The sequence below is a fragment of the Bradyrhizobium sp. USDA 4474 genome (genome assembly GCF_054057515.1).
On sequence record NZ_JBSRZJ010000002.1, the window covers coordinates 5,720,577 to 5,734,658 of the forward strand.

Consider the following 14,082-nt stretch of genomic DNA (forward strand, 5'->3'; position numbering starts at 1 on the left):
CCGCGGAAAGAGGGGGCGACTTGCGAAGCGGGTGCTGGCACTCAAAAGCATGGGCCACCGAAGTCAATATCGCTGGCCGCATCGGTGGCGGGCCTGCTAGTCATGGCTGCCCGTGGAGGAGCCCATGACTGCAAGTGCGTTCAAGACTGAGATCACGGAGACCGCCGAGGCCCTGATCGGGCCGTGGCGCCAGCCGCGCCAGATGCTGCACGAGCAAGTCTACGATGCGCATGCCTCCATCCACGACGATGCCACCGCGCAGAAGCTCGGCTTCAAGGGTGGCACCATCGAAGGGCCGACGCATTTCAGCCAGTTTGCGCCGCTCGGTGCGCGTCTCTGGGGCCAGGCGTGGTTTGAGAGCGGCTGTCTCTCCGCGCATTATCGCAGCGTCTGCTATGAGGGCGAGGAGGTGCAGGCGATCCTGTCAAAGCCTTTGTCCGGAACGAGCCAGTGCCAGATCCAGATGGTGAAGCGCGACGGCACCGAGGTGCTGCGGGGCACGGCGTCGGTCGGCGATCCCGGCATTGCCACAGCGCTCGAGGCGCGCCTGACCGAACTCAAGCCGCTCGTCGATCCCGTGATCCTGCGCGACGTCAAGGTGGCGCAGACCAGCACGCGACAGACGGTGCGGATGGCGTTCGATCAGAACATGGGCGACCTCTATCCGTTTTCGCTGCGGCAGAAGCTCGCTGTCATCACCGAGAGCTCGGCCTATTATTCGGGCGCCGAAAATCCGTGGGGGCAGGCCATCATTCCGATGGAGATGCTGAGCGTGCTGTTCCAGTACCGCTCCAAGGACGATCCGTTGCCGGCGAAGGGGCCGGCCGTCGGCTTGTTCGCCGACCAGGAGATCCGGCTCGTGGGGGGACCGCTTTTCGTCGGCGAGGAGTACGAGGTGGAGCGCGAGGTGGTCGCGTTGTCCGGCAGCCGCCGCACCGAGAGCGCGTGGGTCAAGACACGCGTGTTCGACAAGGCAGGCACAATGGTCGCGAAGATGCTGCTCAACATGGCGACACTGAAGGACTCCTATGCGCGGTATGAGGAGGAGTATCGACAGCTGTATGGAGATACTGGCCGCTAAGAAGTGCGCCTCACGGCCGCTCATCGTTTGAGCAAATGCACGTCGCAAAAGCCGACGCACAGGGAATAAGCAGACGTCGATCTCTGGCGTAACCTTCTGAGTGCGCAGCGATTTCCCTTGTCTCCCTGACGCTCCCGCGATTGTACACAATGGCACGGCGCTTGCAGAACTCCTGAGACAGAGAGTTCTCGCGGGGCCTCGTCATGTTGAACTCAACCAAGCCGACACTGGGCGTCATCAGCGCCGAGCCCGAGCCGATCAAGCTCGATTGGTTGTCGACGGCGCTTGTGATCATCGACATGCAGCGCGACTTCATGGAGCCCGGGGGCTTTGGCGAAACGCTTGGCAACGACGTCAGCCAGCTTGCGCGCGCGGTAAAGCCGATCGGTGCGGTGCTGAAGGCCGCGCGCGACACCGGCATGCTGGTGATCCACACGCGCGAGGGCCATTTGCCTGACCTCTCCGACGCGCCTCCTGCAAAGGTCGAGCGCGGCGCGCCGTCGTTGCGCATCGGCGATCCCGGTCCGATGGGCCGCATTCTCATTCGCGGTGAAGCCGGTCACGACATCATCCCCGAGCTTTATCCGCTCGACAGTGAGGTCGTGATCGACAAGCCCGGCAAGGGCGCGTTCTACGCCACCGAGCTGACAGACGTGCTCGAGAAATACGGCATCGAGAACTTGCTGGTGTGCGGTGTCACCACAGAGGTATGCGTCAACACCACCGTGCGCGAGGCCAATGATCGCGGCTATCGCTGCGTCGTCATTTCGGACGGCTGCGCGTCCTACTTCCCCGAATTCCACGAGATGGGCCTGAAGATGATCAAGGCCCAGGGCGGCATCTTCGGCTGGGTCGCAGACTCGGCCGCAGTTCTGGAGGCGATGAAGACTTCGACCACATAGGGGTATGACCATGAGCACGTTTACGGGGACGGCCGCCAAATCTGAGATCAACAAGTCCGAGTTCAAGCCGGCACTTTGGACATCGGGTGACTGGAACGCGTTTTTCGGCTTCGGCACCAACATCCTCGTCAACATGCTGGTGCTCACGGGCCTGCTCCGCTTCGTCCTGAAAATGCCTGATAGTCTCGTGTTCGGCCGTATCCTGCCCGCGCTGGGGCTGATGATGTGCCTCTCCACCTTCTACTACGCATACCTCGCCTACCGGCTCGCGCAGAAGACCGGCCGCAGCGATGTCTGCGCGCTGCCGTCCGGCGTCAGCGTGCCGCACATGTTCATTGTCACCTTCGTGATCATGCTGCCTGTTACCCTGAAGACCGGCGACCCGCTCAAGGGCTGGTCGGCGGGTCTGGTCTGGGTATTCTTCCAGAGCTTCATCCTGATGATCGGCGGCTTTATCGCACCGTTCATACGCAAGATCACGCCACGCGCGGCGCTGCTCGGCACGCTTGCAGGCGTCTCGCTCACCTTCATTGCGATGCGCCCGGCGCTCGAGATGTACATGACTCCGCAGATCGGTCTGGTCTGCTTCGCCATCATTCTGGTGAGCTGGTTCGGCGGCGTGAAATATCCGAAGAGCGTTCCGGCCGGTCTGATCGCGATCGTGGTCGGCATGATCATCGCATGGGGCTCGAACCTGTTCGGTCTCGGCCTCGGGGGATTGAGCGTCAAGGGCGTCGGTGATGCCTTCGCCAATTTCGGCTTCTCGGTGCCGATCCCTGCGGTGAACCATGTCTTCTCCGGCTTCGAATATCTCGGCGTCATCTTGGTGACCGCGATTCCCTTCGGCATCTATGATCTCGTCGAGGCCATGGACAACGTCGAGAGCGCGGAAGCCGCGGGGGACGAATATCCGACCACGCGTGTGCTGACCGCCGACGGCGTCGTCAGCCTGATCGGCTGCCTGATGGGCAATCCCTTCATCAACGCGGTCTATATCGGCCATCCCGGCTGGAAGGCGATGGGCGGCCGGATCGGCTATTCGGCCGCAACCGGCATCATGGTTGTGGTGCTGTCCTGGTTCGGTGTCATCTCGGTGCTGCTGGCCCTGGTGCCTGTCGTCGCGATCTCGCCGATCCTGCTCTATATCGGCATGTTGATGACCGCCCAGGCTTTCCAGACCACGCCGTCGAAGCACGCGCCCGCCGTGGCGCTGGCCTTCACGCCGCATCTCGCCGCATGGGCCAAGCTCCAGATCGACACCATGCTCGGCTCGACCGTGAATGCTGCGGCTACCGTCGGCGGCATGGCCGCCGACAAGGCCGCCGCAGTGAAGAGTGCAGCGATTGCCGCCCTGCCGCAGCAGGGCGTGTTCTATCACGGGCTCGAGGTCATGGGCGGCGGCTCCATCCTCGGCGGGCTCATTCTGGGTGCGATCGGCGTCTTCATCATCGAGCGTGACTTCGAAAAGGCGTCAGCCTTCGCGCTCGTCGGCGCGGTGCTGACCTATTTCGGCTTCATGCATGGTGAAGCTGTTGGCGTCGGTGGCGGCTTCGGCGTGACGCCCGCGGTGGCGTTCGCCTATGCCGTCATGGCAGCGGGCCTGTTCGCAGCCAGCAAGCTCGGCGCCACCGAACGCTATGCCGCGCCCCCGGAGATGCAGGCCGCACCGGCGGAGTAGGGTAGGCAAAACATAAAAAGCGGCCGGGCCATGTTTGATGGCCCGGCTGGTTTCATTTTCTAACCGCCCTTGACGGCGCCGGCCGTAAGCCCGGCCACGATCTGCCGCTGGGCGAACACCGTGAGCAACAGCACCGGGAGGGTGACGATCAGCGCGGCGGCGGCAAGCGGGCCCCAGCTCAGCTGGTCGAACGAGATCATGTTGTAGACGGCGACGGGCAGGGTGCGGGTCTCACGTCCGGCCAGCACGATGCCGAACACAAAATTGTTCCAGGAGAAGATCACCGCGAGAATGAAAGCGACCGCGATGCCGGGCTTGGCGATCGGCAGAGCGACATGCCGGAACACCTGCCAGCGCGTGGCGCCGTCGATCAGCGCGGCTTCTTCCAGCTCCAATGGGGTCGTCTCGAAATAGCCGATCATGATCCAGATCACGATCGGCACCGTCACCACGAGATGGATGATGATCTGCGGCACCAGCGTGCCGAGCAGTCCCAGCCATTGAAACAGCAGGAATAGCGGGATCAAATAGGACAGCCCGGGCGTGATGCGGGCGATCAGGATCACGATCGCGGATTTGTGGGCGGCCATGCGCGCGATACCATAGCCGGCGGGGACGCCGACCATCAGCGCGAGCGCGGTCGCGCTGCCGGTAACGATCAGGCTGTTGAAGAAATAGGTGACGAAGCGGTTGGAGGCGAGCACGTCGGCATAGTTCTTCCAGGCGAAATGCTCGGGGATGAACACCGGTGGGTAGGCCGCATTGTCGACCTCGAATTTCAGCGAGAGCGACACCATCCAGAGAAAGAACAGGATCGCCGGCGACACGATGACGAGTACCGCGAACCACAGGCTGATCTTGCCGATGATTTGACGTGGCGTCATGCGTCGCTCGCGATTTCGGTCCACAACATGCGTTGCCGGGCGTAGAGCATTACCGCAGCAAGCAGGACAATCAGCAGGAAGAATATGACCGCGATCGCCGAGCCATAGCCGAGATCGTAGTAGGTGAAGGCGACGCTATAGAGATAGATGTTGATCGTCTCCGACGCCGTGCCCGGTCCGCCCTGCGTGATCGCGAAGATGACGTCGAAGCTTTTCACCGCGTCGATCATGCGGATCATGCCGGCGATGAACAGGAACGGCATGATCAGCGGCAACGTGATGAAGCGGAACACCTGCCAGAGATTGGCGCCATCGATCTGGGCGCTCTCATAGGGTTCGGTCGGGATCGCGGCCAGACCGCCGAGCACGATCAGCATTACGAGCGGCGTCCATTGCCAGGTTTCGACCAGCACCAGCGACGGAATGACGGTTGCCGGATGAAATACCCACAGCTGCGGGGGGAGTCCGACCAGCGACAGCAGGTAATTCAGTATGCCGAGCTGCGGGTGGAACATCATGGTCCAGACCAGGGCGATCGCCACCGGCGTCGCCATCATCGGCATGATGAAGATACCGCGCAGAAAACCGCGTCCGGCGAATTTCTGGTGAAACACCACGGCTGCGAATGTGCCGAACACGAGCGGCAACAGTACGGACAGCAGCGTGTAGACCAGCGTGTGTCCGATCGCCTCGATGAAGCGGGGATCGCTGGTCAATCGCAGATAGTTGGAGAATCCGACGAAGGTCGTCGGCGAGCCGACCTTCCATTCGTTCAGGCTCATCCAGATGGTGAACACCCACGGGAAGATGATGATCGCGAGCACGACGAGCAACGCCGGCACCACGAACGGCCAATAGGACGGCGGCCGCAGCTCCTTCTCCGGCCCGGCATCAGACCGTGCCGCGGCCGGAGTCGATTGTGTCAACGCACTCACGCCTTTTCGCTACGCTCCAGGATCGGACGAAATTGATCGTTCGCTTTCTTCAGCTCGGCGGCGGGATCGGCACCGGACAAGGTTGCGGTGAGCGCTGCGCCGACGATGTCGCGGAATTCGGCGACCGGGATCACGACGGGAAGACCAAGCTTGCTGATCTTGCTGGAATCGATCACCGACTGCAGCCAATCCTTGGGCATCTTCACACCCTGCTGCACCTCGGAATCACCGAGGATCGAGTTGCGGAACGGCACGCCGCCGCCGGCCTGCAACAACCGCGCACCCTGTTTCTTCGAGACGATCCATTGGCAGAGCAGATAGGCCGCTTCCTTGTTCTTGCTCGCAGCGGCAATGCCGACGCCGTCACCATAGGTGGCCGAATAGTGCCCCTTCGGGCCTGCAGGCACGACGGTGTAGCCGACTTTGCCGACCACGCGCGACGCAGCGGGATCCTCAAGCGGTGGGGCCCAGCCGACACCGTCGATCCACATCGCCGAACGCCCCTGCGTGAAAGAGGCCATCGACTCCATCCAGTTGAAGCCGGCGACGCCGGGTGGAGCAAATTTGGTTAGCAGGGTCTGGTACAGTTTCGTCGCCTCGACGGCTTCCGGCCCGTCGGTGAGGATGTTGCCCTTGCTGTCCAGGAATTCCCCACCGTAGTCCAGGAAGAAATTGCCCCACAACGCCATGTTGGCGTTGCGCAAGCCTCGCCCGACGAATCCGTAGATTCCCTCCTTGGGGTCGGTGAGCTTTTCGGCGGCCGCGACCATCTCGTCGAGGGTCTTGGGGACGGCCACACCCTTCTTCTGGAAGAGCTCCTTGTTGTAGTAGAGGATGAAATAATCGACCGACCAGGGCAGCGACAGCATCTGGCCCTTGTCATTCTTGGCGTATTGCAGGCCGGCGGGCCGAGAAATCGCTCTCGACGAGGTCGGGCGCCGTCAGCGTCGGGTCCTTCATGAAGGGCGTCATGTCGGCGAGCCAGCCGGCCTTCTCGAACTGCCGCTTCTGCACGTGATAGCTGAGATGGACGACGTCGAAGCTTGGTCGGCCGGAGGTGAGCTCGATGACGCATTTCTGGCGCTGCTGCTGCTCCGGGATCTGCTCGGATTCGACCTCGATACCGGTGAGCTCGGTGAATTCCTTGACGTATTTTTGCAGATTATCGCCGCGTGGGCCCTTGGCGAGGATCACCTCGAGCTTGGTCCCGGCATATTTCTTCCAGTTGACCTCGGCGCGCGCCGGCCATCCCGTCAGGCTGAGCGCGCCAGCTGCCGCGGTGCCGGTCAAAAGCGTACGGCGCGAGATTTTGTGGTCAGTCACCTTAATTCCTCCCTGTGACTCAATTTGGGGGGATACTAGCGACCGTTCGACGCCTGCCTAGCCCTAATTTGGGCGTTACGGTCGCACCGCCGGCGTTTCCATCGGCATTCCGCGGGCCCGCGACATCAGATGGAGTTCGAGCGCGACCAGCTCGGGCGCGCCGTAACGCCTCCGGCAAAGCTCAGTCTCGGAGCGTTGCAAGAAAGGCCACGATGTCCTCGAGCTCTGCGGCCGACAATATCGGTTTGCCCATGAAACCGCGTCCGACGCGGACGAGGCGGTCCGCACGGCAATAGGACGGCATGATGGTGTCCGGCTTGAAGCGCGAGGCGTCAACCATTCGAAGCCGCAACTGGCTGACCGTCCAGCGGTTCCCGGCGCCACTGAGATCCGGCGCGAGGTCGCCCTGGAAACGCGTTTCCGGGAACGGGCCGGAATGGCAGCTGCGCAGCTGTGGTTCGATGGCGGACACCGCCTGGCCGATCACGGTGACGCCCTCGGCGGCGAGCCTGTCATATTCAAATTGCTGCGCTTCGATGTCACGCAGGCCCGCGATTACCTCGTTGCGCGCTTCCACTTTCGGCATCTCGTTGATGCGCATCGACTTGAAGGTGTCGAAGTTGGTTTGCTCGATGCGGCCGTCCTTCACGGTGCAGCCACCATGGAACAGCGCCGAGAGGCCATAGACGAAGGAGCCTGCGATCTGCCGCTCCACCTGGGCCGGATTGACGACGTAGCCGGGGTCGGTGGAGGCGACGATGCGAAGCACCTTGATCTTGTTGCCGTCCGCCACCGAGATTTCGCCGACGCCGGCAACGTAGCTGCCATAGCCCATGACCTGCGCGATGCCGCGATAGACGCCTTGCGGCGCCGGCGTTGTCCAGCCGATCTTCTCGGCCACGGCATTGATCGCGTGGATCGCTTCGCGCACCTGCTGGAAGGTGCCGCAGCGGCAGATATTGGTGATGGCCTCGTCAATGTCGGCATCGGTCGGCTTCGGCTTGTCGTTCAGCAGTGCCGCCACGGCCATGATCATGCCGCTCTGGCAATAGCCGCATTGCGGAACGTCCTTGGCGATCCAGGCGTGCTGCACCTTGTGCAGCGTGCTGCCGGACGCGAGTCCCTCGATGGTGGTGATCTTCTTGCCCTCGGCCTCGGTGACCGAGATTCCGCAGGAGCGGGTGGCGACACCGTCCATGTGAACGGTGCAGGCGCCGCATTGCGCAATGCCGCAGCCATATTTGGTGCCGGTCAGCCCGGCATTCTCGCGGATCGCCCAGAGCAGCGGCGTATCCGGCTCGACGTCGAGTGTGAAGGTTTTTCCGTTGATTGTTAGGTTTGCCCCGCCGTCCTACTTCACCGCCAGCCGCAGGAAGCTCATGACACTGCCGAGTGCGGCAAAGCCTGCGCCCAACGTCAGCGCCACGGTGGCGCCGTTGTGGCCCGCCATGGCAAAGCAGGCCGCGGCCAGCGCAGCACCGGTCGTCTGCCCCGTCAGTCGCGCAGTTGCGACGATGCCCGAGGCGCTGCCGCCGCGATGCGGTGGCGCGCTCGACATGATCGCCTTCATGTTCGGTGCCTGGAAGAAACCGAACCCCATGCCGCAGATCATGATCCGCCAGACGATGTCAGGGATGCTCGGGCTCGCGGGAAGCCATGCGAGCAGCGCCATGCCGAGGCCTAGCAGAATGAGACCGATGCCACCCAGCAGGCCAACCGGATGGCGATCAGAGAGGCGGCCCGCGATTGGCGCCATGATGCCAACCACCAGCGGCCACGGAGTCATGAAGAAGCCGGTCTCGACCTGCGAGCGTCCGAGCACGTCCTCGAAATAGAACGGCAGCGAGACGAAAGCGAGACCCTGCACCGCGAAGGAGCAGACCGCGGTCGCCGCCGACAGAGCAAACATCGGCCTGGCGAACAAGTCGATCGGCAGCATCGGCGCGGGATGATCGGCCTGACGCCGCGTCAGGATGAAGGCGAGTGCGAATGCCGTGACGAGCTCGACGGCCACGACGACCGGCGACATATCGTGCGCGGCGCTGCCGATGCCTGTAATGAACAGGCCGAGGCAGGCAGAAGCGAGCAGCGCGCCGAGGAAATCGAAGCCGTGATCGGCGCGCGGCGTGTTCGGCAGCATCGTGAAGCCGATGCCTGTTGCGACGAGGCCGAACGGGATATTGACCGCGAACAACCACGGCCATGGGCCGACCGCAAGGATCGCAGACGCAATCGAGGGACCGAAGGTGAAGGCGGTTGCGACCACCAGCGCATTGTGGCCGAAGCCGCGGCCCTGCATCCGGCCGGGATAGACGAAACGCACCAGCGCCGTGTTGACGCTCATGATGCCGCTGGCACCCAGGCCTTGCAGCGTCCGTGCGACCAGCAAACTGTCCAGCGACCAGGCCACTGCGCAGAACAGCGAGGCGATGGTGAACAGCATGAGACCGCCGAGATAGATGCGCTGGTGCCCGACGATCTCGCCGAGCGCCCCGAGCGGCAGCAGCGTGGCCACCAGCGCGATCTGGTAGACGTTGACCACCCAGACCGACTGCTCCGGGCTGACATGCAGATTCGCGGCAATGGCGGGCAGCGCGATGTTGGCGATCGCGGTATCGAGCGAGGCCATCGCCAACGCCGTGAAGATCGCCGCGATCGCCCAGCGGCGCTGTTCGGCCGGCAGGCCATCGGCTTTGGGATGATCGGGCTCGCGCGCAGCGGCAGGTAACGTGATGGTCATGCCTTGCGCTTTGCTCCGGCGATCGGCGTCGATGATCTCTGGCGTGTACTACGCTTGCGGCGCCTTCCACAGGCATATGCTTGCATGCATTGTATGCGCAAAGGGCGCTGCGATCGCCGGGATATTGCTGGCCGCGTGAGCCGCGCGCTCGAAAACAACCCCATGCACCGTAGAAGGCCCCTTGATGGAGAAGGGGTTTTTCAGCCGGCTCGGTTGCGACCTCAGCGGCGCCGGACAAGTTGACACGTCGGGCAAAACACCGGCACGATGTCATCATGGCGGCAAAGCCAGCTCGTGCTGAGCGGCCACCCTCACGACGCTAGTCGACGATGTTGTCGATACCGTCCGCCTTCAGGCGGGCGAGATTGTCCGTCATCTGCTGCAGCCGCTCGGGCGCGTGGCCTTGCCACTGCGTCACCTCGGCAATCACCCGCAGCGGATCGCGGGAGCGATAGGACTGCGTGGGATTGCCGGGAAACTTCTTGTCCGTCACGTTCGGATCGTCGACGATCGGCCCGGTCGGCTCCACGACGTAGATCCGCCCCGGTCCGCTGCCTGCGGCGAGCTCCGCGCCCCAGATCGCCGCGTCCAGCGTGGCCGTGAAATAAACCCAGGACAGCGGCTTGATGTCGGTGAAGTTGGAGGGATGGCCGACGACGATGAGGTCGCCGGGCTTCAAATCGGCGCGTGTGCCGTGGAAGAACGATTGCGCGAACATGGTTGGTGCGGATGACATGAATCGATCCTGGGCGGCTGTTGTTAGTTGCGGCGGATCTGCGCGCTCACGATGCGGCCGGGCGGGATGCCGTTGATGGTGATGCCGTGCTCGCCGATCTCGCCATCGCCCTATCCCTGCCTGCCACGAGGCATCTCCAGGACTCTCCGGAGCAGCGTGGGATGGCTGAGAACCGCGTGCAATTCAGATTTGTCGAGCCACGCGGCCGCATCCTCGAAGCTTTCGCATTCTTCGACCTTGGCGCGCGCCGTCGCCAGAGGCACGTGGACAGGGCCGAACTTGCGGGGGCTCGCAAGCGAGAGTGAACCCAGGTGCTCGCCCAGCAACTCCGGATCCCGGCTGAGCTGGTGCAGGGCTTTGGTCGTTTCGATGGGCTCCGATGCGGCCAATTCATTCGCGCGGAGCACCACAGCGGGCGGATTGTTGGTTTCCGGCGTTGCAAAGACTCCGGGCGCCTTCAACCGCGACGACGTTATTATTCCCAGCGGAATTGCAAGCAGGAGACCCAGCACCACAGGCGACATCCAAAGCAGCAGCGGCAAGGAGACCGCATAGGCGCTGAGCGCAAGGACCAGGCCGCACAGGGTGGGCCCGGCGAACTTGCGATAGATCTCGCCGAGCGCAAGCTCTCCATCGCTTCGGCGCTGCACCTGCCATCCCGCGTCCCGCCCGACGAGAATTTCCACGACCGCCTTGCTCTGGAAGATCATCATGCACGGCGCGATCAGTGCCGCGAGAACAGTTTCGCAAAACACCCCCAGCAGCAGGCGAACGCTTCCGGCGAAACCCATGCGTCCCTCGCGATGGCCAATCACCAAGACATAGGCCAGCAGCTTGGGCAAGATCAGAAGTCCCATCGTCGCGGCAAAGACCCGGGCCGCGAGCACCGGGTCCTGTTGCGGCCAGGTGGGAAACAGACTGAATCCCTTCGGAAAGTATTCGGGGCGGATGAAGTGCGCCTGCAATGAGATGAGCAGGCCGAGCACCAGGAACAGAAGCCACAGCGGCGCGGTGAGATAAGAGCCGATGCCCGTCAGCAGATGCAGCCGCGACACCCAGTATAGCCCGCGCGCCGGCAGGACCGCGAGGTGCTGCAGGTTACCCTGGCACCAGCGACGGTCTCTCCCCGCGAAGTCCAGCACCGACGGAGGGACCTCTTCGAAGCTGCCCCCAATGTTCGGTGCCATATAGATCCTCCAGCCGGCGCGGCGCATCAACGCAGCCTCGACAAAATCATGGCTGAGGATGTGGCCTCCGAAAGGCTTGCGGCCGCGCAGCTCCGGCAAGCCGGCCTCCGCAGCGAAGGCCCGCACGCGGATGATGGCGTTGTGGCCCCAGTAGTTGCTGTCGCCACCGTGCCACCAGGCGTTACCGGCTGCGACGATCGGGCCGTATACGCGCCCCGAGAACTGCTGCAGCCTGCTGAACAGCGTCCGCGCGTTGACGATGACCGGCTGCGTCTGGATCAGCGCGGCAAGGGGATCGGTTTCCATCGCGTGGACAAGGCGCACGATGGTATTGCCTTCCATCAGGCTGTCTGCGTCGAGAACGATCATGTGATCGTAGGCTGCGCCGAACCTGCTGACCCAGTCGGCGATGTTGCCGGATTTTCGTGCGGTATTGTCGGAGCGATGGCGGTAGTACAACCGATCCAGGCCGCAGGCGCGGCGCAGCTGGATGAAGGTCATCTCCTCGCAGATCCAGATGTCCGGGTCAGTCGTGTCGCTCAGCAGGAACCAGTCGAACTTTTCCCCGTATCCCGTCTCGTCGACCGATTCATACATCGCGCGCAGTCGCGCCATGACATGATGCGGATCCTCATTATAGGTCGGGATCAGCATGGCCGTGCGCGACGTCACCGCTGACAGGGAGCCGGTGGTGTCGAGCGGCAATCCGGCAGGCCGACGCGTCAGCAGCGCGAAAAATCCGGCAAGCGCGGACATGAAGGAGAACGCGACCCAGGCGAGCAGCACGAGAAAAAGGCCGAGCAGCACCGCTTCGAGAAAGGTCACGCCACCCACTTCGACCACGTCGTACATGCCGTAGCCGCCGGCAGCCGTCAGCAAGGCCGTGCCGACGAAGATGAAGAGGCGTCGAACGATCAGGGCGGCCCCGGGACGAACCGGATCCCGGCCGGAGTCTGCCGCGCGGCCCAGTCGGCACGGCAACATCGGGAGCGGACTTTCCGGCGGCAGGAACGGGCTGCCGAGGGCGCTCCGCGGTGGCGGCGGGAACTGCTTCACGGCGTCCATCGATAGATCCACACCTCGGAGACCGGCGCATCGCCCTGCGCCAGGAAGGCTCGCAGTTCGATCGCCGTCTGCCCCTTGACCGCACATTGAAAGCTCAGACGCCATCCGCCTGTCATGGGATTCGGTTGGGTGACGATGTTGCTGATCTCGGCCTTTTCAGCGGTCACCACGCCCTTGATGGTCTTGGGATCCACGCCTTTGAGTTGTTCGCCCATGAGTTCAAGGACGAACAGTTTGCTGTCGTCGCCCCGGCTGCCGATCCCGGTTCGCGTGAACCGCGCCAGCGCTTCGGGTTTCGGCGCGTCGGGCCCCCAGTGGAGCCGGTAGGTGAAGATGTGCTCGCTCTTGGCCATCAACGGCTGCTTGGGTTGCCAAAGCGCGGCGATGTTGTCGTGAACCTCCTCCTTGGTCGGAATTTCGAACAGTTTCACGGCACCTTCGCCCCAATCGCCGATCGGCTCGAACCAGAGGCTTGGGCGCTTTTCGAAGCTGGATTCGAGATCCTGATAGGCGGCGAAATTCCTCTCCCGCTGCATCAGGCCGAAGCCGCTTGGATTGCGATCGGCAAAGGTGCTGACCTGCAGATCGTGCGGATTGTTGAGCGGGCGCCAGAGCTGCTCACCCCTGCCGTTGAAGATCGCAAGTCCATCCGAATCGTGAACCGCCGGGCGGAAATCGTCAAAATCCTTGCGGTCGTTTGGCCCGAAGAAGAACATGCTGGTCATCGGCGCGAGTCCGGCGTGCTCGACGTCGACCCGCGGATAGAGGGCCATCTCGACGTCAAAGACCGTGGTCTGGCCGGGTCGAATGGTGAACCGGTAGCCTGCCGCCGCGCTCTTGCTGTCCAACAGCGCATGCACCACGAGGGAGGAGGCATTGGGCGCGGGCTTTTCGAGCCAGAACGCCTTGAACACCGGAAACTCTTCGCCCTTGCTTTCGCCGGTATTGATCGCCAGCCCGCGCGCCGACAGGCCGTATGTCTGGCCCTTCGCGACGGCCCGAAAGTAGCTTGCGCCCAGGAATACGCAAACTTCGTCGTAATAATCCGGCCGGTTGATGGGAGCGTGGACGCGGAATCCGGAAAAGCCGATGTCGAGATCCGGCCATTGCCCCAGGCCGTCCCCGAAAGAAAAGTCATCGCGCCGATAGGGAATCGGCATGACGCTTTTGTCCGCGACCTGGAAGATCTCGACCCTGTTCTTGTAGAAGAAGCCGCGATGAAAAAACTGCACCTCGAACGGCAGTTTCTCATCACGCCATAGCGCCTTCTCCGGCGCGAAACGAATGGACCGGTATTGGTCATAGTTGAGATTCGTCAGCGCATCCGGCAGCTTCTCGTCGGCAGGCGCGAACGGCTTGGCCGCAAGCGCGCGGGCAAGCTCGCGTACGTAGGAAGGACTGAAGGACGGGGCGGAGCCCGTCTCGGCCGCCATTGCACGCGGCAGTATAGTGACAGCTGAAACAGCAGCCGACGCGCGAAGAAGTTGACGGCGGTTCACGCTTATCTCCCCGGTTCGAACCAGGGGAGGAAACGACCCATGTTCCCCGGAG

General features: G+C 63.1%; 10 protein-coding genes and 2 pseudogenes. 3 read left to right on the forward strand and 9 right to left on the reverse strand.

From position 1 onward, the window contains the following. The first annotated feature begins 124 nt into the window (after positions 1-124). The 3 genes from ACVW16_RS28580 (at position 125) to ACVW16_RS28590 (ending at position 3,661) form a co-directional block, all read left to right on the forward strand. The gene (locus tag ACVW16_RS28580; protein WP_456738479.1) at positions 125-1,081 is read left to right on the forward strand and encodes a hypothetical protein; all 957 of its coding nucleotides are present in this window, start codon (positions 125-127) and stop codon (positions 1,079-1,081) included. Positions 1,082-1,284: 203 nt separating this feature from the next. Next, entirely contained in the window at positions 1,285-1,983 is a 699-nt protein-coding gene (locus ACVW16_RS28585) for a cysteine hydrolase family protein (RefSeq protein WP_456738011.1), read from the forward strand. 10 nt (positions 1,984-1,993) lie between these two features. Continuing rightward, positions 1,994-3,661, forward strand: coding sequence for a regulator (locus ACVW16_RS28590; protein ID WP_456738012.1), 1,668 nt, complete (start codon positions 1,994-1,996; stop codon positions 3,659-3,661). Between the two features lie 59 nt (positions 3,662-3,720). On the opposite strand, the gene ACVW16_RS28595 is transcribed toward ACVW16_RS28590, so the two are convergent. From ACVW16_RS28595 to ACVW16_RS28635, 9 genes and pseudogenes are all read right to left on the reverse strand, one after another. Then, entirely contained in the window at positions 3,721-4,545 is an 825-nt protein-coding gene (locus ACVW16_RS28595; protein ID WP_177243057.1) for a carbohydrate ABC transporter permease, read from the reverse strand. Next, positions 4,542-5,480, reverse strand: coding sequence for a carbohydrate ABC transporter permease (locus tag ACVW16_RS28600; RefSeq protein WP_456702365.1), 939 nt, complete (start codon positions 5,478-5,480; stop codon positions 4,542-4,544). The genes ACVW16_RS28595 and ACVW16_RS28600 overlap by 4 nt, the downstream gene beginning before the upstream one ends. Beyond that, positions 5,477-6,803 (reverse strand): annotated as a pseudogene (locus ACVW16_RS28605) (ABC transporter substrate-binding protein). The gene ACVW16_RS28600 and the pseudogene ACVW16_RS28605 overlap by 4 nt, the downstream one beginning before the upstream one ends. A gap of 75 nt (positions 6,804-6,878) precedes the next feature. Further along, positions 6,879-6,968, reverse strand: a pseudogene (locus ACVW16_RS28610) (sulfur oxidation c-type cytochrome SoxA); the annotation flags it as partial. Positions 6,969-6,984: 16 nt separating this feature from the next. After that, positions 6,985-8,133 (reverse strand): 2Fe-2S iron-sulfur cluster-binding protein, encoded by a 1,149-nt coding sequence (locus ACVW16_RS28615; RefSeq protein ID WP_456738329.1) that lies wholly within the window; start codon positions 8,131-8,133, stop codon positions 6,985-6,987. A 21-nt stretch (positions 8,134-8,154) separates the two neighbouring features. Further along, a complete protein-coding gene (locus ACVW16_RS28620) occupies positions 8,155-9,543 on the reverse strand; it encodes an MFS transporter (protein ID WP_456738014.1) in 1,389 nt (462 codons plus the stop codon). Positions 9,544-9,862: 319 nt separating this feature from the next. Beyond that, positions 9,863-10,279: an NAD(+)--rifampin ADP-ribosyltransferase gene (gene arr, locus ACVW16_RS28625; RefSeq protein WP_456738015.1), complete on the reverse strand. Its 417-nt coding sequence runs from the start codon at positions 10,277-10,279 to the stop codon at positions 9,863-9,865. Between the two features lie 110 nt (positions 10,280-10,389). Further along, positions 10,390-12,531, reverse strand: coding sequence for a glucans biosynthesis glucosyltransferase MdoH (gene mdoH, locus ACVW16_RS28630; RefSeq protein ID WP_456738016.1), 2,142 nt, complete (start codon positions 12,529-12,531; stop codon positions 10,390-10,392). Then, entirely contained in the window at positions 12,519-13,964 is a 1,446-nt protein-coding gene (locus ACVW16_RS28635; RefSeq protein ID WP_456738330.1) for a glucan biosynthesis protein G, read from the reverse strand. Before ACVW16_RS28635 ends, mdoH begins: the two co-directional genes overlap by 13 nt. Positions 13,965-14,082 lie beyond the last annotated feature (118 nt).